General features: G+C 67.0%; 18 protein-coding genes and 1 pseudogene. 10 read left to right on the forward strand and 9 right to left on the reverse strand.

What is annotated here, in order from left to right; all coding sequences use genetic code 11:
- The first annotated feature begins 32 nt into the window (after positions 1–32).
- A complete protein-coding gene (locus tag G4D85_RS40400; protein ID WP_164019591.1) occupies positions 33–2,804 on the forward strand; it encodes a YncE family protein in 2,772 nt (923 codons plus the stop codon).
- Between the two features lie 200 nt (positions 2,805–3,004).
- A complete protein-coding gene (locus G4D85_RS40405) occupies positions 3,005–3,547 on the forward strand; it encodes a GNAT family N-acetyltransferase (RefSeq protein WP_164019592.1) in 543 nt (180 codons plus the stop codon).
- Positions 3,548–3,566: 19 nt separating this feature from the next.
- Here the strand turns inward: G4D85_RS40405 and G4D85_RS40410 are convergent, their stop codons facing one another.
- The 3 genes from G4D85_RS40410 to G4D85_RS40420 form a co-directional block, all read right to left on the reverse strand.
- On the reverse strand, positions 3,567–4,109 hold the full coding sequence (locus tag G4D85_RS40410; protein WP_164019593.1) for a hypothetical protein: 543 nt from the start codon (positions 4,107–4,109) through the stop codon (positions 3,567–3,569).
- 7 nt (positions 4,110–4,116) lie between these two features.
- The gene (locus G4D85_RS40415; protein ID WP_164019594.1) at positions 4,117–4,671 is read right to left on the reverse strand and encodes a hypothetical protein; all 555 of its coding nucleotides are present in this window, start codon (positions 4,669–4,671) and stop codon (positions 4,117–4,119) included.
- A 423-nt stretch (positions 4,672–5,094) separates the two neighbouring features.
- Positions 5,095–6,534, reverse strand: coding sequence for a M91 family zinc metallopeptidase (locus G4D85_RS40420; protein WP_164019595.1), 1,440 nt, complete (start codon positions 6,532–6,534; stop codon positions 5,095–5,097).
- A gap of 290 nt (positions 6,535–6,824) precedes the next feature.
- Here G4D85_RS40420 and G4D85_RS40425 point away from each other — a divergent pair, with 290 nt between their 5' ends.
- A complete protein-coding gene (locus G4D85_RS40425) occupies positions 6,825–11,894 on the forward strand; it encodes a tetratricopeptide repeat protein (protein WP_164019596.1) in 5,070 nt (1,689 codons plus the stop codon).
- Positions 11,895–11,931: 37 nt separating this feature from the next.
- On the opposite strand, the gene G4D85_RS40430 is transcribed toward G4D85_RS40425, so the two are convergent.
- On the reverse strand, positions 11,932–12,669 hold the full coding sequence (locus G4D85_RS40430; protein WP_164019597.1) for a competence/damage-inducible protein A: 738 nt from the start codon (positions 12,667–12,669) through the stop codon (positions 11,932–11,934).
- 505 nt (positions 12,670–13,174) lie between these two features.
- Here G4D85_RS40430 and G4D85_RS40435 point away from each other — a divergent pair.
- The 6 genes and pseudogenes from G4D85_RS40435 to G4D85_RS40455 all read left to right on the forward strand — a co-directional run bounded on the left by G4D85_RS40435 (position 13,175) and on the right by G4D85_RS40455 (position 20,128).
- Positions 13,175–15,106 (forward strand): DUF1156 domain-containing protein, encoded by a 1,932-nt coding sequence (locus G4D85_RS40435; RefSeq protein WP_205525917.1) that lies wholly within the window; start codon positions 13,175–13,177, stop codon positions 15,104–15,106.
- Positions 15,103–16,479, forward strand: a complete 1,377-nt coding sequence (locus G4D85_RS40440; RefSeq protein ID WP_164019599.1) for a hypothetical protein — start codon at positions 15,103–15,105, stop codon at positions 16,477–16,479. Before G4D85_RS40435 ends, G4D85_RS40440 begins: the two co-directional genes overlap by 4 nt.
- Positions 16,480–16,484: 5 nt before the next feature.
- Positions 16,485–17,471, forward strand: a pseudogene (locus tag G4D85_RS50910) (SNF2-related protein); the annotation flags it as partial.
- Positions 17,472–17,642: 171 nt separating this feature from the next.
- Positions 17,643–18,452: a C-terminal helicase domain-containing protein gene (locus G4D85_RS49995; protein ID WP_240359789.1), complete on the forward strand. Its 810-nt coding sequence runs from the start codon at positions 17,643–17,645 to the stop codon at positions 18,450–18,452.
- A gap of 183 nt (positions 18,453–18,635) precedes the next feature.
- Positions 18,636–19,634, forward strand: a complete 999-nt coding sequence (locus G4D85_RS40450) for a hypothetical protein (protein WP_164019601.1) — start codon at positions 18,636–18,638, stop codon at positions 19,632–19,634.
- A complete protein-coding gene (locus tag G4D85_RS40455) occupies positions 19,631–20,128 on the forward strand; it encodes a hypothetical protein (protein WP_164019602.1) in 498 nt (165 codons plus the stop codon). Before G4D85_RS40450 ends, G4D85_RS40455 begins: the two co-directional genes overlap by 4 nt.
- A 228-nt stretch (positions 20,129–20,356) precedes the next feature.
- Here the strand turns inward: G4D85_RS40455 and tmk are convergent, their stop codons facing one another.
- Entirely contained in the window at positions 20,357–21,013 is a 657-nt protein-coding gene (gene tmk, locus G4D85_RS40460; RefSeq protein ID WP_164019603.1) for a dTMP kinase, read from the reverse strand.
- Positions 21,010–21,348 (reverse strand): hypothetical protein, encoded by a 339-nt coding sequence (locus tag G4D85_RS40465; protein ID WP_164019604.1) that lies wholly within the window; start codon positions 21,346–21,348, stop codon positions 21,010–21,012. The genes tmk and G4D85_RS40465 overlap by 4 nt, the downstream gene beginning before the upstream one ends.
- A gap of 236 nt (positions 21,349–21,584) precedes the next feature.
- On the opposite strand from G4D85_RS40465, the gene ribB reads away from it, so the two are divergent.
- On the forward strand, positions 21,585–22,736 hold the full coding sequence (gene ribB, locus G4D85_RS40470; protein WP_164019605.1) for a 3,4-dihydroxy-2-butanone-4-phosphate synthase: 1,152 nt from the start codon (positions 21,585–21,587) through the stop codon (positions 22,734–22,736).
- Positions 22,737–22,743: 7 nt separating this feature from the next.
- Here ribB and thrC read toward each other — a convergent pair whose 3' ends face one another.
- The 3 genes from thrC to G4D85_RS40485 form a co-directional block, all read right to left on the reverse strand.
- Positions 22,744–24,075: a threonine synthase gene (gene thrC, locus G4D85_RS40475; protein WP_164019606.1), complete on the reverse strand. Its 1,332-nt coding sequence runs from the start codon at positions 24,073–24,075 to the stop codon at positions 22,744–22,746.
- Between the two features lie 2 nt (positions 24,076–24,077).
- The gene (locus G4D85_RS40480) at positions 24,078–24,650 is read right to left on the reverse strand and encodes a hypothetical protein (RefSeq protein ID WP_164019607.1); all 573 of its coding nucleotides are present in this window, start codon (positions 24,648–24,650) and stop codon (positions 24,078–24,080) included.
- Positions 24,651–24,736: 86 nt separating this feature from the next.
- Positions 24,737–25,375 carry a protein-L-isoaspartate(D-aspartate) O-methyltransferase gene (locus G4D85_RS40485; protein ID WP_164019608.1) on the reverse strand — a complete coding sequence of 213 codons (639 nt, stop codon included), beginning with the start codon at positions 25,373–25,375 and terminating at the stop codon, positions 24,737–24,739.
- Between the last annotated feature and the right edge of the window lie 62 nt (positions 25,376–25,437).

Below are 25,437 nucleotides of genomic sequence, written 5' to 3' on the forward strand. Positions count from 1 at the left end.
GGCACGACGTCCGACACCTCGAGCGAGGCACCATGCAGACCCCCAGCACGGCCATTGGCCGTGGCGTATCCACCTTGATGTTCGCGGCGATGCTCCTCGTGAGCAGCACCGCCTCCGCGGCCCCCTTCACCCTCTTCGAGAGTGGCCAGGTCCGGCCCCTGGCGCTCTCTCCCAACGGGCAGCTGCTCTTCGCCGTCAACACGCCGGACAACCGCCTGGAGATCTTCCAGGTGGGCAGCGGCGGCCTCGTCCACCGTGGCGCCGTGTCGGTGGGCCTGGAGCCCGTCGCCGTCGCCGCGCGGACCAACAACGAGGTCTGGGTCGTCAACCACCTGTCCGACAGCGTCAGTGTCGTGCGCATCGACGCGGGCGGGACTGGCGGCGCCGTGGTGCGGACGCTGCTCGTCGGCGATGAGCCGCGCGACATCGTCTTCGCCGGGACGGGCCGCAAGCGCGCCTTCATCACCGCCGCGCACCGGGGCCAGAATGCGCCCTTCGACCCGCAGCTCACCACGGAGGGCATCGGCCGGGCCGACGTCTGGGTGTTCGACTCGGACAACCTGGGCACCACGCTGGGCGGCAGCCCGCTCACCATCATCCCCCTCTTTGGAGACACGCCCCGCGCCCTCGCGGTGACGCCGGATGGCTCGCGTGTCTACGCGGCGGTGTTCCACTCCGGCAACCGCAGCTCCGTGGTGCACGAGAGCCTCGTGCCCAACGGCGGCGAGGCGGCCGGCGGCGTTCCCGGGCCCAACACCAACTTCCAGGGCGTGCCGGCCACCGAGGTCTCCGTCCTCGTCCGGTACAACGGCCAGGACTGGCTGGACGTGCTGGGCCGCCCGTGGACGCAGCAGATGCCCTTCTCCCTGCCGGACAAGGACGTGTTCGCCATCTCCGCCACCGCCAACCCTCCGGCGCAGGTGTCGGGCGCGGCGGGCTTCTACACCGGCGTGGGCACCATCCTGTTCAACATGGCCGTCAACCCCGTGAGTGGGAAGGTCTACGTCAGCAACACCGAGGGCCGGAACGACCTGCGCTTCGAGGGCCCGGGCACCTTTGCCGGCGGCAGCCTCCGGGGACACACCCACGAGAGCCGCATCACCGTGCTGGGCTCGGGCGGCGTCGCGCCCCGGCACCTCAACAAGCACATCGACTACAGCGCCTGCTGCGCCCCCGTGCCCAACACGGAGAGCGAGAAGAGCCTCGCGCAGCCGCTGGGGATGTCCGTGTCCTCCGACGGCGCCACCCTCTACGTCGCGGCGTTCGGCTCGTCCAAGCTGGGCGTGTACTCCACCGCCGCGCTGGAGGCCGACACCTTCGTGCCGAGCACGGCCAACCAGATTGAGCTGAGCGGTGGCGGCCCTACCGGCGTGGTGCTGGACGAGGCGCGCGGCCGGCTCTACGTGCTGACGCGCTTCGACAACTCCATCTCCGTGGTCAACACCACCACGCGCCAGGAAGTCGCGCACCTGCCCATGTTCAACCCCGAGCCGGCGAGCGTGGTGGAGGGGCGTCCGTTCCTCTATGACGCGCGGCGGAGCTCCAGCCACGGCGACTCGTCGTGCGGGAGCTGCCACATCTTCGGCGACTTCGACAGCCTGACGTGGGACCTGGGCAACCCGGATGGCGCCGTGAAAGCCAACTTCAACCCCGTCGTTCCCGTGCTGCCCGAGTTCGGGCCGGACGCCACCTTCGGACAGGACACGTCCTTCCACCCGATGAAGGGCCCGCTGGCCACGCAGAGCCTGCGCGGCATGGCGAACCAGGGCCCCATGCACTGGCGGGGTGACAGGACGGCCGGCGACTCGGCGCCGAGCGTCCAGCCGAACGGCGGAGCCTTCGACGAAGTCGCTGCCTTCAAGCAGTTCAATCCCGCGTTCATGGACCTGCTCGGGCGCAGCGCGCAGCTCACCCCGCAGGAGATGCAGAAGTTCACCGACTTCGCGCTGCAGATCACCTACCCGCCGAACCCCATCCGCAACCTGGACAACGCGCTGACGGCGCAACAGCAGGCGGGCCGGGACTTCTTCGTCAACACCACGAGCTTCTTCCAGGGCTCGTGCGAGTCCTGCCACCGGGTGGACGTGAATGCCAACCCGGGCGAGGGCCCCTTCAAGGGCTTCTTCGGCACGGACGGCAAGTCGTCCTTCGACGCGGAGCCGCTGTTCCCCAAGGTGCCCCACCTGCGGAACATGTACCAGAAGGTCGGCATGTTCGGCGCCGGGTTCCCCTTCGGCAACTCGCCCGCGGACACGTTCCTCGGAGACCAGGTCCGCGGCATCGGCTTCAACAGCGACGGGGCCATCCCCACGCTGTTCCACTTCAACAGCGGCTTCGACTTCCACCCCGTCTTCAACGCCGTGGGCATCCCCGACTCGCCCGAGGGCTTCGCGGCGAAGAAGAACATGGAGCTGTACATGCTGGCCTTCGAGAGCAACCTGGCGCCCATCGTCGGGCAGCAGGTGACGCTCAGCGCCAACAATGGGGCCGTGGCCGGCCCGCGCATCGACCTGCTGAAGCAGCGCGCGGACGCGGGCGAGTGTGACCTGGTCGCGAAGGGGCGTGCGTCTTCGTATGACGCGGGCTTCCTGTACCTGGGCAGCGGGCAGTTCGCGGTGGACCGGGCGGCGCTGCCCCACGTCGCCGACGCGGCGCTCCGGCAGGCCGTGGTCCAGCACAACGGCGTCCTGACGTTCACCTGCGTGCCCCCGGGCTCGGGGCCGCGCATCGGCATCGACCGGGACCTGGATGGCGTCCTCGATGGTGACGAGGCCGCGACGCTGAGCGCTCCCACCGCGCGGTGAGACACCGCTGACACGACGGCGACCCGCCGACGCGCATCACGACACGGCTGCTCCGGTGCTTCCGGAGCAGCCGTTGTTTTTTCTCTCGCGGGACTCCTGTAGGACGTCACCCGGTGCTCGCCCGCCTGGAGACGGTCTTCCAGGCCTGGCAGGCGCATGAAGGCCGCCCCCACCGCCGCCGCGCAACCTGGAGACCGAACATGATTGCCCCTGGACCGACGCTCGAGACCGCCCGCCTCATCCTGCGCCCCACCGCGCTGGAGGACCTGGAGGGCTACGCGACGCTCGCGGGGGACCCGGAGTCCGCGCGCTTCATTGGCGGCGTACAGCCGCGAGCCATGGCGTGGCGGGCCATGAGCGCCATGGCCGGCTCGTGGGCGCTGCAGGGCTTCGCCATGTTCTCCGTGCTGGAGAAGCCGACGGGCCGCTGGGTGGGGCGCGTGGGCCCGTGGATGCCGGAGGGCTGGCCGGGCACGGAGGTGGGCTGGGGCCTGCTGCGCGACGCCTGGGGCAAGGGCTACGCCACCGAGGCCGCGACGGCGGCCATCGACTGGGCCTTCGACACGCTCGGCTGGACGCAGGTCATCCACTGCATCGCCCCGGAGAACACCCCGTCCGCGGAGGTCGCCCGCCGGCTGGGGTCGAAGCTCATCGGCCCGGCGAAGCTGCCGCCGCCCTATGACACCACCGTGATTGAAGCCTGGGGGCAGAGCCGCGAGGAATGGCGGGCGCGGCGGAAGTAACGGAGCCCCGGCGCGGCCTTCAGAGCTCGCGCGGCCCGGTGTCGACGAGGCGCTGCGCCGCGAGCGCCGGCCCGTAGGCGGGATACTGGAAGTCCTGTCCCGCCACGTCCCGGCCCCGGTAGAAGTGCAGACCCTCCACGTCGGGGAAGAAGCCCCACTGGAGGCGCACGCTCCGAATCGAGTCCGCGCTCACCGCCCTGCGCACCCCTTGCGAGTAGGGCACCCACGTCTTCGCGGGGAAGGCCACCCGGATGAACTGCTCCCGCGAGGCGCCCGGGGCCAGCCGGCTCACACATGGCACCTCGGGGAACTCCACCATCAGTCCCGCTGGAACAGGGTGCAGCTTCCGGGAGAGGACGAGCACCCCACCCTGCTCCTCCACGTAGGCCAGCGAGGCATCCAGCCGGTAGTGGCCGGAGGGCTCGGTGTGGAAGAGCCGGTCGAAGACCCAGACGACCGCGGGCCCCGTATTGCGCAGGGACGCCTCGACCTGGAGGGCCTCCGCGGTGCGCTCCACGCGCCCCAGTCGCAGCTCGACGGTATCGGTTCGGAAGTCCGCCATGGTGTCCTCAGGGATTGGTGCGTGCGGGCAGTGGCAGCGGTCCCGCCTCGGCGACCTGCTGCCCGGTGACGGCGCTACCATAGCGCGGTGAGCGGCAGGCTCGGCCCTTGTCATCCTTCGCGTCGTGGAAGCGCAGGTCCGGCGCGTCCGGCAGATAGCCGATGAGCAGCCGCACGGAGCGCACGGTGGCCAGGTCCACGGGGCCGCCCTTGCGATACGGCACGTCCTCGGTTGGAGGCAGGGGCACGCGAAGCTCTCCCGTGAGCGTCTCGCCGGGAGACAGCCGCCGCACGCAGGGCACCTCGGGCGACTCCACGTCCAGGTCGTCAGGCACCGGCATCAGCGCCCGCGACAGGACGAGCACGCCGTCGCGGAACTCCACGTACGCGCGCTCGGGCTCCAGGTGGTAGTGGCCGGCGGAGCTGGTGCGGAAGAGCTGATCCAACACCCAGACCGGGGCCTTGCCCACGCCGTGCAGCGAGTAGCGCACCACGAGCGCATCCTTCGTGTGCCGCACCTCGGTGACGCGCAGCAGGCGGCTCGAGTCCTGGGCCTCCGCCATGGGCTTCTTCCCTTCCGCGCGCGTCGCGGCGGGCTGGCCCCAGGCACAGGTCCCGACCGCGACGAGGATGCAGGGAAGGATACACGCCGCCGCTCGTGCCGGATGCCTCAACTCACCCCCCTCGGACTGAACGCTCGTACCAGCCGGCACCAGGTCTACCTGCCGGCGGCCCCGTTCCTCATCTCTCGCCAGCCTCGATGATGCACGGGCTTCCGGACTCAGCCCTGTAGGGCCCGCTCAAGCTCCGGCGTGACTGCTTGTCCCGCCCTTCCGGGCGCCGGGCAGTACGGCGAGCCGCCCGTGGAACGAACGTTCCCTCCAGCGGTGTGCCGGGGCGGGAGGGGCGAGCCTCCCGTAGAATGAACGTTCCTTCCAGGTGCAGGGCGGTACGGGCGCACCGCCTCTCAGGGATGCCGTGCTGGCTCAGTACTCGGGACGGGGAGGCAGGCCGAGCTGCTCGCGGATGCGGTTCTCGCTGGTGTGGCCCGGGTGCTGGTCCGGCGTCGACGCGTTGGCGTCGTGGTCGTACGGCAGGCCCACCGCCGCCAGCTCGCGGTTGTTCACCCCACCCGTCGTCCCGGGGGCCAGCGTGCCGGTGGCGTAGTTGTAGGCGTGCACCATCTCGTGGAAGAAGCCCACGATGGGCGGGCGGTTCTGCCACTCCTCCGCGCCGCCGCCGAGCACCGTGCGCTCGGGGTTGTAGTTGATGTACGCGTCCGAGCCGGTGCCCGGCGTGCCATCCGCCTGCAACCACGCGTTGGGGCGGTCCGTCGCGCCCGCGGAGTTACCGTCCCCCGAAGCCGCCTGGCGGATGGTGGTGGTGTGGCCGCTGTTGTCGAGCGCCAGGAGCATCTCCTGCCCCGCCGGCATGGAGCGCAGGGCATCCAGGTCGGACTGGACGCGGGCCTGGAAGGCGGCATCGCCCTCCACGGTGACGGAGCTGCCGACGGCATTGCCCGCGGCGTTCCGGGTGCTCAAGTCCACCGTGGTGACGGTGTCCCCCGCGCGGTTCCGCGCCGTGCCGCCGACGGTGTCGTCGGTCTGCGTGTACAGCGTGTCGTTGCCAGCCCCGCCGTTGACCCGGTCCGTGCCCTCGCCCGCGGCGACCACGTCGTCCCCGACGCCACCGTTCAGCGTGTCGTTGCCACGGCCGCCCATCACCTGGTCGTTGCCGGCGCCACCGTTGAGGGCGTCGTTGCCCTCGCCGCCGTCCATGTAGTCACGGTCCGCGCCGCCCAGCATCGTGTCGTTGCCGCCCAGGCCGTACATGACATCGCGGCCCGCGCCACCCACGATGCGGTCATTGCCCGCCCCGCCCTGGATGTAGTCATCCCCGTCGCCACCCTCGAGGGTGTTCTGGCCGCCGCCGCCGATGAGCGTGTCGCTGCCGTTGCCACCGTCGATGCGGAGGTTCGCCGTCACGTCGGCGTCCACCGCGATGCGGTCATTGCCCTCGCCGCCACGGATGGTGGCGTTCCTCGCCTGCTCCGCCGTCAGGTTGACGCTCTGGCCATCGGAGGTGATGGTCAACCCGCCGTCAGGACCGCGGGACACCGTGGCCTGGTTGTTCCCCGTCCCCAGGTCCACCACCGTGTTTCCGGCACGGTCCGTGGTGACCTGCGGGCCCGAAGGCGCCGGAGGAGGCGGGGGCGGGCGACGCGCGCCTTCCAGGTCCAGCTTGCCGCTGTTGCGCGGGGTGGCGTCGAAGCCGTCCGTGGCGAGGCGGTTGCGAAGCTGCTGGGCCGCCCGGTCCTGCTGGGGCGCGACGTTCGCCGGCTTCGCCGTTTCGACGCGCGGCTCGGCACGGGGCTGGGTCCGCTGCGTCGAAGGGGTACTGCCACCACCGATGCGATTCGCGCTCATGGCATTCCTCGTACGGCGAGTCCCATCCGCCGCGGCCCCCGGGTGATACAGGCGGGGCAAGTGTAGTCCTTGATGGGTTATCGGCCGAGGAGCGCCCGAGTTGCGCCCCCACATGGAGCGGATGAAGCGTGGCACCGGGTCCCCGAAGCCTCCCGGCCGCCTGCTTCCTGAGGGTCCTGGCACCCAAATCGTCAGGAAAGTCGGGAAGTTGAGAGACCGGCCAAGCGCGTGTTACGACCACCCCCGGCCAGTCGTCCCTCCCCCGCATTGGTCATTCGGAGCCGGTTCCCATGAGCGAGCACAACGAAGTCCCGCGGCCCCCTGCCCCCGTGGCTCCCCCGCCCCTGCCCGGGACTCCGGCGGCAACGGCCACCGAGACGCTCGCCCAGTCCGCCACCCAGCTGCCCGCTCCCGCCCAGAACACCAGCGCGGAGGACGAGGCCCGTGAGCGCATCGTCTCGCTGGAGCGCGAGGCCAAGGCCCTCGCCACCACGGACCCGCAGGCCGCCGCCCTCCTCTTCCATGAGGTGGGTCTGCTGTGGGAGGAGCCGCTGAAGAACCCGCGCAACGCCGCGGTGGCCTTCCAGAGCGCGTACAAGCTGGCGCCGAAGTACCTCGTCAACATCCGCGCCGCCCGCCGCCTCTTCGCGGACGTGGGCAACTGGCAGATGGTGCTGCAGCTGCTGGACGCGGAGCTCGCCGCCACCGGGGACGTCCGCCACCAGGCCGCGCTCCTCTTCGAGAAGGGCATCGTCCTCCAGGAGCGCCTGTCCCGCGACGAGGAGTCCACCGCCTGCCTCAAGCTGTGCCTGGAGCGCCGGCCCACCGACGTGGTCGTCCTCACGCAGCTGGAGTCCGTCTACGCCGCGCGCAACGACGCGCCCGCGCTGGTGGAGGTGTACCGGCTGCTCTCCGCCGCCGTGCAGCAGCCGTCGCTGCGCGCGCACTACCTCACCGCCGCGGGCCTGCTGATGGAGGAGCGCCTCAAGCTGAGAGACCCGGCCGCCGTCCTCTACCGCGAGGCCTTCGCGCTGGACCGCTCGGACCTACAATTGCTGGCGGCCATGAAGCGGCTGTCCGAGCGCGAGGGCCGCACCGACGAGCTGCTCGACGTGCTCGCGGCCGAGGCCGCCGCCCTGGGCCCGCAGGCGGCACCCGCCTATCTGCAGATCTCCAAGGTGTGCGAGCGCGCGGGGCGCAGGGAGGAGGCGCTGGCCGCGCTGCTGGACGCGCGGAGCGTGGCGCCCAACGAGCCGCTGGTGCTGAGCGAGCTGGCCGGCATCTACGAGACGCAGGGCCGCTACGAGGAGCTGGCGGACGTGCTGCTGGCGCGCGTGGGTTCGCTCAACGACGAGAGCGAGCTGGTGGCCACCAACCTCCGGCTGGCCGCGCTCTATGAAGAGACGCTCAAGCGCGAGTCGGACGCGGCGGCGCGCTACCAGGCGATTGTCGCGCGCATCCCCGGCCACGCGGCGGCGCTCGCGGGTTTGGGCAAGCTGTACTACCGGATGCAGAACTGGGAGGGGCTGGTCTCCGTGTTCGACGCGGAGGTCGCCGCCGCCGAGGACGCGAAGCAGAAGGCCGCCCGCATGTACAAGGCGGCGGAAATCCTGGAGGAGCGGCTGGGCCGGCAGGAAGACGCCATCACCCGCTACAACACCTGCCTCCAGCTCCAGCCGGGCTACCTCCCCGCGCAGAAGGCCCTCACCCGCCTCTACGAGCGCCAGGGCCGCTTCGCGGAGCTGGTGGCCATGTACGAGCAGGACCTGCTCCAGACGTCCGACCGCGATCAGCTCATCACCACGCTGAACAAGATGGCCGTGGTGTACGAGGACCGCCTCGGCGACCTGGACCACGCCATCGAGTGCATGAAGCGCATCCTCGACCTGGCGTCGGACCACCTGCCCACCATCCGCAACCTGGCGCGGCTATACGAGCGGGCCGCGCGCTACCGCGAGCTGCTGGAGACGAACGACCTGGAGGCGTCGCTCGCCGGTGACACCAAGCAGGTGCTGTCGCTGCTGCACCGCAACGCGGAAATCCTCGACGAGCACCTGAAGGACCGCGCAGGCGCCATCTCCGCCTACGAGCGCGTGCTGGCGCTGTCCCCGTCCTACCTGCCCGCGCTCAAGGCGCTGGGCCGGCTGTACGCGCAGGACTCGCGCTGGGCGAACCTCATCGACATGTACCGGGCGGAGTCGGAGTCCTCTCCGTCCACCGACCAGGCCGCGGCGCTCATCTACAAGATTGGCGAGCTGTACGAGCAGAAGCTGCAGATGGAGAGCGAGGCCATCGCCTCCTTCCAGGAAGCGCTGATGCTGGCGCCCAGCTACTTCCCGGCGCTGCGCGCCCTGGCCCGCATCTACCGGCTGAACGGCGCCTGGGAGAGCCTGGTGGAGGTGCTGCGCTCCGAGGCCGCCAACCGCACGGACCCGCTGGAGCGCGCCAACGCCCTCTACCAGGCGGCGACCATCTGGGAGGACCAGCTCAAGCGGCCGGAGCTGGCCATCGACACGTACCAGGAGGTGCTGCGCCTGACGCCGGGCCACGCCGCCACGCTGCGCGCCCTGGAGCGCCTGTACCTGGCGCAGGACAACGTGAAGGAGCTGGTGTCCATCCTGGACCGCGAGACGCAGGTGGGCGGCACGCCCACGGCCAAGGTGACGGCGTACCTGAAGCTGGCGAGGCTGTACCTGGACCGCTTCCAGGAGCCCTCGCGCGCGGCCCAGTGCAGCGAGGCGGTGCTCGGCCTGGACCCGGGCAACCTCACCGCCCTCACGCTGCTGGAGCGCATCCGCGCCTCGGACCGCCCGCGCCGCGCGGAGCTGCGCCAGCGCATCGCCGAGCGGGTGAACGACCCGCGCCTGGCCACCGCGCTGCGCCTGTCCGCCGCGCTGGACCTGGACAAGACGCCCGCCGAGGGCACGCTGGAGGCGTACAAGCGCGCCTTCGAGGCCGACCCGGGCGACACCCGGCTGGCCTTCGTGCTGGAGCGCGGGCTGCGGCAGGCGGGGGATGCGACCGGGCTGGCCCGCCTCTACACCATGCGGCTGGCGGCGGCGCAGGACGCCGACGAGGCCCTGGAGATGCTGCTGCGCACCGCCGAGCTGGCGGATGGGCGATTCAACGACCTGGACCGCGCGGCGGCCCTCTACCGACAGGCGCTGGAGCTGCAGCCGCAGTGCCTGCCCGCGATGCAGGGCGCCCGGCGCGTGGCGATCAAGCGCGGAGACTTCGCCGGAGCGCGCGTCGCCCTGGAAGCCGAGGCCCACGTCAGCAAGGACCCGCGCGGCGCCATCGACGCCCTGCTTGCCGCGGCGAAGCTGGCCGCGGGAAAGCTGGGGGACTCGGACGGCGCTTCGGCGCTGTACCGGCAGGCCCTGGAGAAGGACCCGCTGCACCCGGGCGCGCAGGCGGGCCTGGAGGAGCTGCTCGCGCAGCGCGGCGGCTCGGCGGACCTTGCGGCGCTGCAGGAGCGGCGCGCCGAGGCAAAGCTGGCGCTGAGGGATGGCACGGCGGCGGCGACGGCGTTCATCGGCGCGGCGCGGCTGTACCACTCCGCGCTGCATGACCGGCCTCGCGCGCTGGCCCAGCTGGAGAAGGCGCTGGCCGCGCAGCCGGGCCACCCGGAGGCGCTGGAGCTGCGAGGCACTTTGCTGCTGGAGGCGCAGCAGTACGCCGAGGCGGCGGCCATGCTGAGCCAGCGCGTGCAGCAGGGCGGAGACCCGCGCGCCATGGCGCAGCTCCACCTGACGCTGGGCACGCTGTACGCCACACACCTGAACGACGCGAGCCGGGCGGCAGCGCACCTCCAGACGGTGCTGGCCACCCTGCCCCGCCACCTCGATGCGCTGGAGCGGCTGGCCGCGCTGCACGCGCAGGGCCGCAACTGGGCGGGCGCGGTGGACTGCCTGCACAAGCTCTTGCAGCAGGAGCTGCCCGTGGAGGTGCGCGCGCGCTTCACGCTGGAGCTGGCGCGCACCTATGACGAAGGCCTGGGCGATGCGGCGGCGGCCACCCCGCTCTACCGCCGCGCGCTGGAGCTGGCGCCGGGCAACGCGGCGCTGGTGGAGCGGCTGGTGGTGCTCTACGAGCGGGCGCGCAACCTGCCGGAGCTGGCGCAGTTGCTGGAAGTGCAGGCCCAGGCGCACATGGCCGTGGACCCGAAGCGCGCGGCGACGATGCGGATGCGGGTGGCGGACCTCTACTCGGGTCCCCTGTCCGAGCCGGCCCGGGCCACGGCGCTCTACCGGCAGGTGGTGGACGGCGACGGCACCAACCTGACGGCGCGCGCGGCGCTCGCGGAGCTGTACGCGCGCGACACCACGTCCGTGCCCATGGCGATTGAGGAGCACCGGCAGATCCTCCGCCAGGACCCGACGCGGGTGGACAGCCTGCACGCCCTCTTCAAGCTGTGGGAGGGCCTGCGGCAGAACGACAAGGCCTTCTGCGCGGCGTCGGTGCTGCACTTCCTGCGCGCGGCGAACGAGGTGGAGGTGGCCTTCTACACGGATGGCCGCACCCGGCTGGCGCAGGAGGCCCGTGAGACGCTGAACTCGACGGACGTGGACTCGGTGCTGATGCATCCGGCGGCGCGCGGACCGCTGCTGGAGGTGCTGCGCGCGGTGGGAGACCAGCTGGAGAAGGTCTACCCGCCGAGCTTCGACATCGTCGGCGTCAACCCCAAGGCGGACAAGCTGAAGCCGGACTCCGCGGTGTTCAAGGCCATGCGCACGGTGGCGCAGGTCTTCGGCGTGGAGGACTTCGAGGTGTACCAGGCGCGGCGCGGGCTGACGGTGCTGGAGACCACGGAGCCGCTGTCGGTGTGCATCGGCCAGGACGTGGTGCGGCGCTTCAACGCGCGGGAGCAGAAGTTCCTCCTGGGGCGCGCGGCGCTGGGCCTGCTGAACAAGGCGGCGGTGCTGGAGAAGCTGTCGCAGGGCGAGACGGCGGACCTGTTCGGCAACTCCATCCGCATCCACGCGCCGCAGTTCACCGCGCTGGGGCGGCGCAACGACGAGTCGGTGAAGCAGCTCAAGAAGGCGTACCCCCGCAAGGCCCTCAAGGCGCTGGAGATTCCGGCGATGGCGATGGGCGACGTCCAGAAGGTGGAGCTGGCGCCTTGGCTGGACGCGCTGGACTACTCGGCGGACCGGGCGGGCATGCTCCTGTGCGGCGACGTCTCCGTGGGCCTGGGCATGGTGCTGCGCGAGGACCCGAACTTCGCGGGCGCTCGCATGGACGGCGCGGAGCCCGTGCTCCAGGCCGTGCGCGACGGCGAGCGGCTGCGCATGCTGCTCGCCTTCGCCTTCACCGATGACTTCTTCCGGCTGCGCCAGCGGCTGGGGCTGTCGCTGTAGTCGTCCGGCACGACGGCGCGGGCGGCGGGACCTTTCCCTACTCCCGCCGCACCACCGCGCCCTCCGGCAGGCCGCCGACGATGCGTGCCAGGGCCTCGTCCACGGGGCCTTGCTCGCCGGACTCCACGGTGACCTTGACCCGGTAGTCCTTGCCCGGGTCGAACTCCGGGTAGGAGCCGATGGCCACGTGCGGCATGTCCAGCGCCACGTGGTCCAGCACGGCGGCAATCTCGCTCTCGCCCAGGCGCAGGTAGAGGTTGATCAGCACCACCGGCGTGCCGCTCAGGCGCCCCAGCACCGTCTCCAGCTGCATCCGGAAGAGCTGGGGCACCCCGGGCAGCAGGTACACGTCCTCCACGGTCAGCACGGGGTACCAGGTGCCCGCCTGGGGCAGCAGCACGGCCCCCTCGGGAGCGTCCGCCAGGCGCATGCCCTCGGGCGTCACCTGCCCACCGGGCGCCTGCGCGGTGATGAGCTCCACCATCTCCGCCAGCCGCACCACGGGCCGGCCCATGGCCAGGGCCACCGCGCGCACGGTGACGTCATCGTGCGTGGGGCCGATGCCGCCGCTGGTGAAGACGTAGCGCGCCTTCTGGCGGGCCCGAGACACGGCGCTGACGATGGCGTCCACGTCGTCCAGGACGATTTCCACCGAGTGCAGTGGAATGCCCACCTCGCGCAGCCGCTTGATGAGGTGGGGCCCGTTCAGGTCCGTGACCTTGGCGGTCAGTACCTCGTTTCCGATGATGACCGCTGCTGCGCCGGTGCGCTCCATGGGAGGGCGGACTCTAGCGCAAGGCCCCGGGAAGAAGGGATTGCTTTAGGGTCCATTGCGTACTCTGGAGCACGGCGTGCGCTGACAAGCTGGGGAGCGAGGCCTTGAGAATTATGGCGAGCGGCTCCTCTACTACGCCGATGAACAAGTGCGGCCTATTGGCAGCGGCAACGTAACGGCCACCTTCCAGCCCCTTGTTGCCTAGGCATGAAGCGCCCATGCGCCTCCGGAAGGACGATTTCGGACAGCACATATTTGACCGCTGCTCGCTGGTGCTCTTGGAGAGCCGGAGCCCCACAATGAATCTCACTATCGTGCCACCGCGCGCCGCAGTGCATCGCCGCAGCGTGAGCCCGATGGGCGCCGTCCCCGGCGCTAACGCCCCAGTCATGCCTTTCACCCGTCGTCATTGCTGAGGTGGATTCCTCCTAGTATCTTAGGCCGGCCGATGACTAAGCCCCTTCTTCATGATGCTGACTTGGCCCCAGCCCTTGATTCAGCGTCGTTGATCGAAACCGACTTTCCGTTTAAAGAGTTCTCGAAGATAGCCGCAGCAGATCGCCGCGCGAGAGACCCCGTCTACTCCGCCCACCGATGGTGGGCGCGCCGACCGCCGGGGCTGATGCGCGGCATCCTGCTCGCAGCTTCACTCCCTGCAGACACAGTTGCTGAGGATTTCTGGAGCGCATACGAAGGAAACACGCGTCCGCTGCAGAACCTCAAGGTCCATGACCCTTTCGTGGGTGGCGGCTCAACCCTCGTTGAAGCAGCACGTCTCGGAGCGATTGCCTCAGGCACGGATGTGGATCCGCTAGCTGTGGCCATTACAAGCTACGAACTCAATCCTGCACCATCGTCGCACTTGGAAGATAGCGGAGCGAAGCTCCTCAGCGCATTGAAGCAGCGGTTCGGTCGCTTGCTCCAAGGCCCCTCTCCTCAGTGGACTCCTCTTCACTATTTCTACATTCACGAAGTCGAGTGTAGGAAATGCACCAAGCGCGCGCCCCTGTACCGCACTCCTGTCATCGCGAAGGACACTGGTCGGCATGGAGCGGTCGTCCGAAATTCCGCTCAAGTCGTCTTCTGCCCGGATTGCTTTGAACTGAAGGAGCTTGGCCGTGCAGACCAGAAATGGTTCACATGTTGCCGCCGCGTGAAGCTTAATCAAGGAACCTACTTCGCACAGCGCTTCTCCTGTCCACACTGTGGCACTGCGGCGCTCCATAGCGAACTGCAGACAGGAGCTGCATCTCGGCGGCTAATCGCAATCGAGGAAACCTCCTCAACTGAATACAGAAGAATTCGTCAACCTCGCGATTGCGACCTGCGCCGCCTAGCTGCCAGCGCCCGTTACATTAGGCACCACGCTGACGCGCTCCATCTACCCGAAGGAACGTTTACAACTGATCGCGTCGACCAGCGTCCATTGAGCTTCGGAATCACCCAGCCGCGCCAGCTATTCACGGACCGGCAGCTTTGTGTTTTTGGCTCTGCATTCGCTTGGGTCAACGTGCAAGAGCTTTCAGAAGAAGTAAAAAATGGCCTTCGCCTCGCGCTCTCAAATGCGCTCGCAACAAACAACAAGCTCTGCGGGTATGCCACAGAGTACGGGCGCATCGCCCCCCTCTTTAGCGTTCGCAGCTACTCCCTCCCTGCCCTTGCAGTCGAGCTTAATCCGCTTCACCCAACGGCGGGGCGCGGGACAATCGCACGAAGCATCGAGCGAGTCGCACGCACAGCTGATGTGAGTGTGCGCCGATATTCTTGGTCGCCGCGCAAGCGCGCAGTCCATCCAATCCACGTCACATACAATCCGACGCAGCAGACGAGCGCAGTGCACTGTGAAGACGCGCGCATGGCATCGAGTGATTCAGAGGCCACAGTGGACTTGTGCGTCTTTGACCCGCCGTACTTCGATTATATCTCATACAGTGAACTTTCTGAATTCTACCGTTTCTGGAGCCGGAACCTAGAGCTCGGTGGCGAGCCGCTCCTTCCGCGAGGCGATGACCGGCCATCCGCGTTTGGGAAAACCTTCGGCGTCTGCCTTCAAAGTGCGCTGCATCGGCTGAAGCCGAGGCGTCCAATAGCATTCACATTTCACTCCGCCGATCCTTTGGCTTGGAAGGCCGTAGACATCGGCTTGGGCATCGCTGGTTTACTCGTCACTGCAATGTGGCCTGTTAGAGCAGACGGACATATGGGGCATCACACTGAGGAAGGAAACTGCGAGTGGGACATCGTAGTGGTCTGCCGCCGCGCTGCCGAAGTGATTCATGCCATTAGTCAGACAAAGATCTCCGATTGGACCAATGCAGTGCGTCCTCTGAAAGTGTCTGAGGCGGACCGCCTCAACTTCAAGCTGGCACTAGAGGTTTGGAATAGCCGTCGCGGAACCATGAATGGCCGACCCATAACAACAAGGAACAATGGATGAAAAGGAACCCGAAGGCCACGACGGTCGAACTCCGGGACGTAAGCGAAAAGCTCAAATTGGTTGAGCGCCACTGGATCAATGGCAAGAAACAAGAACTTCCTGTCTATCGAATCCCCATTGAACATCTTTATTTCAACATTGGGAACGGTCGATATGCCGATAGGATGCTGAAACTGCGCCATGATCATCCAGGCGTCGCCATCGATCCACGCCAAGAGAAGTGGAAGGACGAGATTGAAAAAATGCTCGCGGGAGAGCACAAAGACACCTCCCGAGACAAGGCCGCATTTGAGCGGCTGATGGAAGATATCGATGGGCGGACTCAATTGCGGCCTGGCGTCGTGTTATTCGATGGCGGGGTTCTGGACGGAAATCGGCGGTTGGCCACGCTTCGCCGGTTGTTGAAGGGAAAAAAGAACGAGGGCAAGTACCGCTATTTCGACGGGGTGATTCTGCCGCCCAATACATCTGCGGAGGACAGGTGGCAAATTGAAGCCGGCTTGCAACTCGGCATGAACGAACGTTGGGACTATTCTCCGATCAATGAACTCCTCAAAATCCGTGAGGGGCTAACAATGTATGGGCAGATGATCTCGGCAAACAAACTGCCAGGAAAACGCCCTGTTGAACTCGTCGCGAATGCCATTTACGGGAAGTCCGCTGCCGACGTCGAAGAGATGGCGGGGCGACTGAACCTGATCGACGAATACCTGCAGTTTATCGATGATGAGGGCGCGTATGATCGCGTAGGGGAGCGCAGCGAAGACTTCCTTGAGGCGCGGAGGATCGTGACTGCAGCGGAGAACCAGCAGCGCTCGCCACAGGAGATCGCTCGCTTGAAGTTTGTCCTCTTCTACCTCATCCATGGGGACCTAATGGACAATTTCCAGTTGCGGTACGTGTACGTCGCGCTCGGCGGGGACCCGAAAAAGCGTGGGAGAAAGTACGAGGCAAGGCCTGAAGCATTGAAAGAGTTTCTCGAGCGGTTCCCCGATAACAAGGCGCTACGAACCAACGTCTTGCCCGGCAAGTTGCAGACAGTTATGCCGAAAAAGGGGTTCTCGACCGGCCCGCAGACTACGGCAATGAAGCGCGCGGTGACGAAGAATGATGCGGAGCTAGCTCGTGAATCCTCGGCCGTTCGTGGAGATGCGGCCGCCGCTGTAGAGCGATTCACCCGAACGATTGAAACTGCGAATCGCACGAAGTCAGCGCGCCAATTGGCGGAAGCGGTTAGGGCGGATGCAATTAATCTCCAGCGTGCCCTGTCAGCTCCGGAAATCACTCTTTCGGAAGCGGACCGCGTCTCCATTAAGAGTTGCGCCGAAGCAGCGTTTGAGACCCTCCAAGCCTCTCTTAAGCAAGTGAACTAAACACAATGTTCACGCTTGGTCGCCGACATGACGGAATCTCAGTTCGTTGGGAATCCACGGACACTGAACTGTCGCGCCTTTTCCGCGACGAACTGCTCCTTCGAGGCTTATCCAGGACCGAGGAGTGGGCCGATGGACTGGTGGTGTCCCGATACAGAAACGAACTGGAGACGCTAGAATTGGTTTTGTCTGCAGTTCGAGACATTGGGGGCAAGGTCTCGACAGACTCCGCAGTGGCTGCATTTCAGGCCGAAAAAAAGGCCGAGCGCGAACTGTTGCGCCGCGCGCGCAAGGCGAAGCCCAGGGGGCGAGTGTCCTCCACGCTTCCAGAGTTCGAGAGTGGGCGAACTCTTCTGCCATATCAACAGGCAGCTGTAGCTCGGCACCTTGCGTGCTGGAATGCTGCCGACTTCTCCGTCCCAGGCAGCGGAAAAACCACCGTCGCCTATGCCTACTGGGCTCATGCCCGTCGCGAGGAGCCGCGCCTCGGGCTGTGGGTCATCGGTCCGCTGAGCTGCTTTCGGCCCTGGGAGGATGAGTTCGCAGCTTGTTTCGGCCGTTCACCACGAACCCTACGTATCAGCGGAACAGCGAGTCAACGTGCGCGACTTTTTTCACATGCAGACGACGCGGACCTAGTGCTGGCGAGCTACCAAAGTGCGTGGAGAGACGTGACACGTTTCACCGAGGTGATGGCACGTCGCCCGTGGCTACTCGTCTTAGATGAGGCGCACTACATCAAGTCGTCCACCGGCGTAGTGGCACAGGCGGTGCGAGAGCTCGCGCCGTACGCTGCGCGGCGGCTCGTTCTCACCGGGACGCCCATGCCCCGGTCCCCTGTGGACCTCTGGAGTCCATTCACGTTCCTGTGGCCAAGCCAGGAGTTACTCGGGAACGCTGAGCACTTTCAAATCCGGTGTCGCCGGCCTCCGGCGGCTGTCATCCCTGAGCTGCGCAACGAACTCGGTCCGTTCTTCCATCGAACGTGCAAGTCAGACCTGGGACTAAAGCCACCTCAAGGCCGATACCCCGTGCTTCCGGCAGACTCGGTTCCAGCTTCGCAACGCCTACTGCTGCGGTTGCTTGAGCGTCGCACGCTCCAAGAAGCCGAGTATCTGTCGGACCGAGACAGGCGCTTTCTTCAACGCTGGCGTCGCGCGCGCATGATTCGTTTGCTCCAAGCAGCTAGCAATCCGCTGCTCCTCGCAGAAGCGCTGACTGCGGACGACCTCTGGCTTGCAGATACGGAAGACGCTCCTTCGGAATTACCGGAGGACGAGAAGGCACTATCTCTCAACGCCAAGAGCGATCTCGCTGCTGCACTTAGGCAGTACGCGAAAACGCGGACGTCTCCCGCCAAGGTGCGCTTCATCGAAGAGGCATGCCGTAAGCTCGTAGCCGAAGGACACAAAGTCGTCATCTGGACCGTGTTCCTAGGAAATGTCCGCTATCTCGAGAACGTGCTCGCGGACTTGAAGCCGCTGAGTATTACGGGCTCAGTGCCACTTCAAGAAGGGGATGAGAATTGCGAAGAAGAACTGTCACGCGAACAGCGTGTGCAGTTGTTCAAGCAAAATCCTGATCGCCGCGTTCTCATAGCGAACATGGGCGCATGCAGTGAGTCGATTTCTCTTCACAAGACGAGCCAGCACGCGCTGTATCTTGAACGCAGCTTCAATGCAGCACAGTTCGTTCAGTCGCTGGATCGCATTCATCGCCAGGGAATGCCTGCCGGGACAACTGCGAATTTCATCATTCCGAGCATCCCGTGTGCAATAGAGCGTGTTTTGAACAGGAGATTGATGGAGCGACAGCGTCTTCTTTACGCCTTGCTCGACGACCCGATGCCCGTTGTGGGCTTCGACGATGCTGATCACAGCGGCGTGTTTGACGTCGATGAGTACCATTCGATTGACGAAGTCTTTGCAGAGGTGCTGCACGAGATCCGGCGAGACGCCAAGGGCAGCCGGTGAGTTTGCCTAGGAAGGCTCAGACTGAAGATCCTCTACGTTGGCCAAGACGCTCATCCAATGCCGCTATGTTCGGCGCCTATGTACTCCCTGTTAGCTTGTAAAATCGAGGGGTTGACGCTCCGTCAGAGCGTCCATGTACACTCCCTAACAGTAAAAATCTGAGGGTAGCGGAGCAGTCGTGCTATGAGCCCCGGAAACCAACGCCCAGCCGAGCATCAGACGCTCGTGCTGGCACCGAATCTGGGGGACCTCGCGATGAAGATGCGGCTGCTCGGCGTAACTTTCACTCCGGGAGAGGGAATCTCGCTCGACGACTTCCAAACGTACCTTCAGAAAATCAGTGGGCAGACACTGTCCTTCGGGGGGCATGACCGCATTTACCGAACGAAGACCGACGGCAAGTACAACGTCAGCCTGTTGGTTACGATCAAGGACCAGAAGCGCTTCTTAGAGTTGAAGGCGCAGAATAGTGGAAAACTGCGTGTCGAGGTTCGCGAGCTCATGGAGGGCACGCTGGGGATGGAACTCAATTACCTCGTCCAGTACCGGGAAACCGGAACGAGCCTCTATCTGCACTATCACCACTCGTGCGCGCTGAATCAGTTCGCTGCGTTTCTCGGTGACCGCTATTCAGATTACAAGTCGGCGCGGATCGAACACGACACCAAAGCAGCTGGTGGCGAGGGCATCGCCAACTCGAAGAAGGTAGCCATCCGGAAGAAGTACAAGGGTTCACTCACGCATGTGCAGCTCGTTACGGACGAAGACCTTGACGACCTGATGCAGCAAATGCACGCAATCAAGAGCTTCGAGTTCACGGTCGCATCAGTCAGGCCGGACGATCCGGTCTTTGCCCCCGTTTCGAAATATGTCCGCAGGCGCGTCGAACGGGTGGTATTCAACAGCGATTACGGTGTGAGCGCGATTGCATCAGGGATCAAAAAGATTACAAGGCTCGCCTCGCCGGATAAGGGCAGGGTCATTGGCGTGGACGAGAGCGGCGTCCAGCAGATTGCGAACCTGCTGAATAATTACGAAACATTCGGCGAGTACGAGTTCGACGAGGAAGCCCGACACTTGACTTTCGAACTCGACGAATTCCACCACTCTCCGATGATTAAGAAGATGAAGAAAGTCATCGAGGATCGCCCTGCAGTATTCACATCACCGGTGAAGCCATGAAAATAGTTTTGGCAGGAGCCGCGATGGTTGGTGTAGTGGTGTTTGCCATCATTTCGGGCCTGCACTTTCACCTAGGCTTAGATCTCGACACATTTCATGACAAGCTGCGAGGAAGCTTCTTTACAGGGTTTCTCACGCTTGGCGGGTTTCTCTTCAGCTTGAAGACATTCATTGTCATCAAGATGAAAGAGGGGCTCTACGACCATCCAAACTACCGAAAGAACTACGCGGAGAAGATGGCTTTGCTCAAGGGACCGGTGACAATTTTTACGCCACTTCGCAATTTAACGGATCTTCTATTTGCAGCCATCGTCTCCTCGCTGACAACCTCCCTGCTCCAAGTAACGCTGGGGCTCTCGTCGAGGTGGTGGGCTGTTGGGATCTGTTTGGCTTCAATTGGGGTCACCCTCGTTTTCCTTTCAGTGGCGCTCTTTCAGATCAAGAGCAACCTCGACGAGTGGTTCAAATACCTCGACGAAGACGCCAAGAAGTGATGTTGCCCAGTTTCGTGACTCTGCCGCACTTCACGTGGTTCCCAAGGGGCTCAGGCAGACACAGCATGCTGTAACTAGAGCAAACGCACCGTAGGAATGGAAAAGCTGTACCCAATCCTTTGATACTGGATGTGTCGGGTGAGGCGCGACGGATCGGGGGACGTCCGCCGCATTGCGCAGATGGGTGCCCTAAGCCTTTGGTCCATCCCAGGTTTTGGTAGTCGCGGCTCAGCGCTTCCGGCCGAGCAGCTTGCGAATCTCCTTCATCGACGCGTCCGTCACCGCCTCGATGCCCTGCTCGCCGTCGACGTGGACGATGCGCTCGCGCTTCGCGCGCAGCTTGATGGCGGCCACGTACTGCTTCGCAATCCGCCGCTGTGCCTCGTCCGCCTCGAACAGCTCCGGCGCACCACCGCGGGCCGCGCGCCGACGAGCCGCCACCTCGGGCGCCACGCCGACGAAGAGCGTCAGGTCCGGCGACACCGCGCACGCATTCACCGCGTCCACCCACTCCATGGGCAGCGACGCCCCCTGGTACGCGAGCGACGACAGCACATAGCGGTCACACAGGACGACCTTGCCCTCGGCCAGCGCCGGCAGCACGCGCGCCGAGAGGTGGTCCGTCCGGTCCGCCGCGAACAGCAGCGCCAGCGTCTCCGGAGACAGCGGCCCCGCGCCACCGGGCATGCCCAGCCGCCCCGTGAGGGCCTGACGAATCATGGTGCCCACGGGCCCGTCGGAGGGCTCGCGCGTGGTGAGCACGCCGTGCCCCTCCGCGCGCAGCAGGGCCGCCAGCCGCTCCACCTGGGTGGTGGTGCCGGCGCCGTCGAGCCCTTCCAGGACGATGAACCGCCCCTTCCGGACGGCCTTCTTCGCGGCGCTCACCGGGGCAGCAGCGCCGAGGGGTCGTCCAGGCGCAGCTGGCGTCGCAGCTCCAGCATCGTCTCGTAGCCCTTCAGCTCCTCCACCAGCACCTTGCGGCCGGCGACGTAGTTGCGCAGGGCGTACACCAGCAGCCCCAGCGACAGCAGGGCCGCGCCCCACGCCAGGAAGGGCGTGCGGAGCGAGTCGTAGAACAGCTTGCCCGACGCGCCGCCAATCAGCAGGGCGGCAATGGTGGAGATGCCCGAATGGGCGAAGTGCGTCGTGCTCTGGCGGACGGACAGGCTCTCTTGAAGCTGGTCGAGCTGGGTCCGCAGTTCCTGGGTATCAGCGCTCATCACGGAGCCGCGGACCCTACATCAGCCCGCCCCACCCGTCGAGTCGCCACCCTGCTCCCCCACCGACCGTCGGCCCTCCAACGGCCTGCTCCCACCTGCCAGCTCCTACCTGCCTGCTCTCACCTGCCTGCTCCCAGGCGAGCCCCGCCGGGCTCATCCCCTCCATCACCTGTACGCACAGGGTCCAACAGGTTGCCTTGCGAGCCCGGGGCCCGCGCGCTACATGCGCCCAGGACATGCAGCCCTCCCGGCGGACCGACCCTTCCATGAGTCACGACACCCAGCTCTCCTCCATCGAGGACGCCATCCGCGACATCCGCGACGGCAAGTTCGTCATCGTCGCCGACGACGAGGACCGAGAGAACGAGGGTGACCTCATCATGGCGGCGGAGAAGGTGACGCCCGAGCACCTCGCCTTCATGGTCCGCCACACCAGCGGCATCGTCTGCCAGCCCATGCTGGCCGAGCGGCTGGACGCGCTCCGCCTGCCGCAGATGGTGGCGGACAACACCGAGTCCCACCGCACCGCCTTCACCGTCTCCGTGGACTTCCGGCACGGCACCACCACCGGCGTGTCGGCGGCGGACCGCGCGAAGACCATCCGCGCGCTGGTGGACCCGAACAGCAAGGCGGACGACTTCCTGCGCCCCGGCCACATCTTCCCGCTGCGCTACCGCGAGGGCGGCGTCCTGCGCCGCGCCGGCCACACCGAGGCAACGGTGGACCTCTCCCGCCTCGCGGGCCTGGAGCCCTCCGGCATCCTCTGCGAGCTGGTGAAGGACGACGGCACCATGATGCGGATGCCGGACCTGATGACCTTCTCCCGCGAGCACAAGCTGGCGGTCATCACCATCGCCGACCTCATCGAGCACCGCCGCCGCAAGGACCGGCTGGTGCGCCGCGAGCCCGGCCAGCACACCGTCACCACCCGCTACGGCGAGTTCACCGCCCTCACCTACACGTGGCTGCCGGACGGCGTGAAGTCGCTGGTGCTCGTGAAGGGCGACCCCGCGGCCCGCCCCAGCACGCTGGTGCGGCTGCATGCCGCGTGCGCCCTGGGCGACGTGTTCGGCTCGCCGTCCTGCAACTGCAACGTGCTGCTGGACCAGTCGCTCGCCCGCATCGCCCGTGAGGGCAACGGCGTCCTCGTCTACCTGCCCGGCATGCACGGCGACGACTTCGGCATCAACCACAAGCGCAACACCGACGGCAGCAGCGGCCCGACGAGGGGCCCGCAGGAGTCGCGCGACCTGGGCATGGGCTGCCAGATCCTCAACGACCTGGGCGTGCGCTCGCTCCAGGTGATGACCAACACGGACATCACCTATCGCGGCCTCGCGGGCTTCGGCCTCACCATCGACAAGCGCGTGCCGCTGCTCGCCGACTGACGGAACCTCAGCCCAGGTCCGCCAGCGCTTTCCGGACCGCGTCCAGGTTCGCGGGCAGCTCCACCGGGGGATTCGCGTAGCGGCTCGTCACGTCCGCCAGCGCACTCCGGTGGTAGCCCACCTTGAAGTCCGCGAACTTCAGCCCGTGCGCGGTGGCCACCACCGCCACGCTCGCGCCCTTCGCGATGACGCCCTGGGCCACCAGCTTCTCCACCGCCGCCAGCGCCACGCCCGTCTGTGGACAGGTGAAGGAGCCCTCGCGGTCCGCCCGCGCCGCGGCGTTGGACAGCTCGGACTCGGTGGCCTCCTCCACCACGCCGTCGAAGGCCTTGAGGATTCGCACCGCGCGCTTGAAGGACACCGGGTTGCCAATCTGGATGGCCGACGCCAGCGTCTTCTCAGCCTGCATCGGCACCAGCTCCTGGAAGCCGCCCCGGAAGGAGCGGGCCAGCGGGTTGGCGCGCTGCGCCTGCGCCACGGCGATGCGCGGCCGCTTCGTAATCAGCCCCAGCTCCAGCATCAGCTCGAAGCCCTTCCCCAGCGCGCTCGCGTTGCCCAGGTTGCCGCCGGGAATCACCACCCAATCCGGCGGCTCCCAGCCCAGGTCCTGGCACAGCTCCACGGCGACCATCTTCTGGCCCTCGATGCGCAGCGAGTTCATCGAGTTGGCCAGGTACAGCCCCGTGTCCGCCGTCACCGCCTGCACCAGCTTCATGCAGCCATCGAAGTCCGTGTCCAGGGACAGCACCCGCGCCCCGTTGGCGATGGGCTGCACCAACTGCGCGAGCGACACCTTGTCGCGAGGCAGGAACACCACCGCCGGAATGCCCGCCGCCGCGCAGTAGGCGGAGAGCGCCGCGGACGTGTCCCCCGTGGACGCGCACGCCACCGCGCGCAGCGGCACGCCCTGCGAGCGCATGTGCTTCACGGCGGAGACCAGGACCGTCATTCCCCAGTCCTTGAAGCTCCCCGTCGGAGAGACGCCGCACTCCTTCAAGTCGAGCGCCGCCAGCCCCAGCTCGGACGCCATGCGCGGCAGCGGCTTGAGCGGTACGCGCCCCTCGCCCAGCGACACGATGTCCTCGGTGGGAAGCTGCGGGAAGGCCCACTCCTGCTTGCCCCACACGCCCGAGGCGTCCGGCAGCCGTGACGCGCCGAAGCGCGACTCGAAGCGCCGCTTCCACATCACCGCGGGCACGCCGCGCAGGGCGGCCACGTCGTGCGACACCTCCAGCAGCCCGCCACAACGCGGGCACCGGTACACGACCTCCAGCAGCGAAGCGCGGAAGTCACAGCCCTCGCTGCACGCGTACTCCGCCCGGAACTTCGGATCCGGCATGATCATGCGTCCACCCTGGACCGCGTCCCACACTCCGAGCAAGCCTTACCGGGACGCGTGGGCGTATGGCACGTCGGACAGGGTGCCCAGGCCTCATCATCTCCCCCGGGGCGCTTCGCTCCGGCCACGGCGGTCGCCGCCAGGCGCGCGCGCGGCAGCCGCATGCCGCAGTTGTCGCAGAGCATCCCCTGCGCCTGCACATTGCGGCAGTACCGGCAGACCACGGAGCCCACGGGCGCGGCGGTGCGCACGCCGTCGTCCTGCGCGCGGCCGGTGTCCAGCTCCAGCATGGGCGCCACGGGCACCGCGCCGGTGGCTCCCGCCCGCGTCAGCTCCAGGTCGGGCACCACCTGGGCCGGCAGGTCCGGGCCGGCCTTCAGGCGCGTCACGTCCAGCTCGGGCAGGGCGGCGACCTCGACGGCCGCGCGGCCTCCCGCGTGCGGAGTCAGCTCCAGCTCGGCCAGCGGCGCCACGGGGGCCGCCGCATCGACGGCCGGCGCGGGGAAGACCCGGCCACAGACGTCGCACTCGGTCCCCTCGGGCTGCACGTGGTCGCACATCGGACAGATGATCATGATGCGCGAACGTTAGCGGGCCGCCGCTCTCGGGAGCAACGCGACTTCCGGCCCTACCGAAGCATTCTGGCGGCCAGGCGCCCGGCTCACTCCTGGGACAGGGCCTGTCCCGTCATGGGGACGAAGCGCACCGGGAGCAGTCGCTCGACGAGGGGCAGCTCGCCCGGATGGCGGGAGCGCCGGATGCGCAGCAGCTCCTGCGTCCCTCCCATGGGGCCCACGGGGATGACCATGCGACCGCCGCGCGCGAGCTGAGCCACCAGCGGGAGGGGCACGTCGCTGGGAGCGGCGGCGGCCAGGACGCAGTCGAAGGGCGCCTGCTCGGGCCAGCCGAGCGAGCCGTCTCCGAGGCGGAAGTACACGTTCTGGAGCCCCAGCCGCCGCAGCAGCCGCCGCGCGGAGCGGGCCAGCTCGGGGACGATCTCCACCGTGAACACCTCGCGGCACAGCAGGGAGAGCACCGCCGTCTGGTAGCCAGAGCCGGTGCCAATCTCCAGGACGCGCTCATACCCCTGGAGCTGGAGCGCCTCGGTCATCAGCGCCACGACGTAGGGCTGGCTGATGGTCTGCCCGTAGCCGATGGGCAGCGGCGCGTCCACACCGGCCTCGCCGCGCACACGCTCCGGGACGAACTCCGCGCGATCCAACCGGGCAATCGCTTCCAGCACCCGCCGGTCCTGGATGCCCTGCGCCTCCAGGTATGCAGCGCGTCCCCAATCACCCATGCCGATACCTTAGTCACTGAGGAGCAGGCAGGCATGCTCCCACGCCCCCCCTGCGGCCCTGC

Origin of the sequence: Pyxidicoccus trucidator (assembly GCF_010894435.1) — a bacterium.
Taxonomy (GTDB): domain Bacteria; phylum Myxococcota; class Myxococcia; order Myxococcales; family Myxococcaceae; genus Myxococcus; species Myxococcus trucidator.

Bases quoted from the DNA above. Each gene is read 5' to 3' on its own strand.
- G4D85_RS40480 (WP_164019607.1), bottom strand. From the start codon at position 24,650: ATGATCATCTGTCCGATGTGCGACCACGTGCAGCCCGAGGGGACCGAG.
- G4D85_RS40465 (WP_164019604.1), bottom strand. From the start codon at position 21,348: ATGAGCGCTGATACCCAGGAACTGCGGACCCAGCTCGACCAGCTTCAA.
- G4D85_RS49995 (WP_240359789.1), top strand. From the start codon at position 17,643: ATGATTCGTTTGCTCCAAGCAGCTAGCAATCCGCTGCTCCTCGCAGAA.
- G4D85_RS40400 (WP_164019591.1), top strand. From the start codon at position 33: ATGCAGACCCCCAGCACGGCCATTGGCCGTGGCGTATCCACCTTGATG.
- G4D85_RS40415 (WP_164019594.1), bottom strand. From the start codon at position 4,671: ATGGCGGAGGCCCAGGACTCGAGCCGCCTGCTGCGCGTCACCGAGGTG.
- G4D85_RS40425 (WP_164019596.1), top strand. From the start codon at position 6,825: ATGAGCGAGCACAACGAAGTCCCGCGGCCCCCTGCCCCCGTGGCTCCC.
- G4D85_RS40430 (WP_164019597.1), bottom strand. From the start codon at position 12,669: ATGGAGCGCACCGGCGCAGCAGCGGTCATCATCGGAAACGAGGTACTG.
- G4D85_RS40485 (WP_164019608.1), bottom strand. From the start codon at position 25,375: ATGGGTGATTGGGGACGCGCTGCATACCTGGAGGCGCAGGGCATCCAG.
- G4D85_RS40405 (WP_164019592.1), top strand. From the start codon at position 3,005: ATGATTGCCCCTGGACCGACGCTCGAGACCGCCCGCCTCATCCTGCGC.
- G4D85_RS40440 (WP_164019599.1), top strand. From the start codon at position 15,103: ATGAAAAGGAACCCGAAGGCCACGACGGTCGAACTCCGGGACGTAAGC.
- thrC (WP_164019606.1), bottom strand. From the start codon at position 24,075: ATGCCGGATCCGAAGTTCCGGGCGGAGTACGCGTGCAGCGAGGGCTGT.
- G4D85_RS40420 (WP_164019595.1), bottom strand. From the start codon at position 6,534: ATGAGCGCGAATCGCATCGGTGGTGGCAGTACCCCTTCGACGCAGCGG.
- ribB (WP_164019605.1), top strand. From the start codon at position 21,585: ATGCAGCCCTCCCGGCGGACCGACCCTTCCATGAGTCACGACACCCAG.
- G4D85_RS40455 (WP_164019602.1), top strand. From the start codon at position 19,631: ATGAAAATAGTTTTGGCAGGAGCCGCGATGGTTGGTGTAGTGGTGTTT.
- G4D85_RS40450 (WP_164019601.1), top strand. From the start codon at position 18,636: ATGAGCCCCGGAAACCAACGCCCAGCCGAGCATCAGACGCTCGTGCTG.
- G4D85_RS40410 (WP_164019593.1), bottom strand. From the start codon at position 4,109: ATGGCGGACTTCCGAACCGATACCGTCGAGCTGCGACTGGGGCGCGTG.